This is a genomic window from Streptomyces sp. O3 (genome assembly GCF_054788135.1).
Genome location: NZ_JBTVYK010000155.1, coordinates 1 through 341, shown reverse-complemented (window position 1 = coordinate 341; position 341 = coordinate 1). Strand labels below are relative to the sequence as shown.

The window sequence follows — 341 nt, the reverse complement described above, 5'->3', positions numbered from 1 at the left end:
CGGTAGGTGACCGCGATCCGGGCCGCCTCCAGGGCCGCGTCGAAGCAGTCCGCCGGCGTCTTCGGGGCGATCACCGGCACCGGCGCCTCACCGTTGCGGCCGAACATCGCCTGCAGCAGATCCGCCTGCTCGGTCTTGGTCGGCAGCCCGGTGGACGGGCCGCCGCGCTGGATGTCCACCACCAGCAGCGGCAGCTCCAGCGACACCGCGAGCCCCACCGTCTCCGACTTGAGCGCCACCCCCGGCCCGGACGTCGTCGTCACCGCCAGCGAGCCGCCGAACGCCGCCCCCAGCGCGGCGCCGATGCCCGCGATCTCGTCCTCGGCCTGGAAGGTCCGCAC

The 341-nt window shown here is 74.8% G+C and carries 1 pseudogene; it reads right to left on the bottom strand.

What is annotated here, in order from left to right:
• Nucleotides 1-341, bottom strand: a pseudogene (locus ACX6XY_RS30135) (2-oxoacid:acceptor oxidoreductase subunit alpha); the annotation flags it as partial.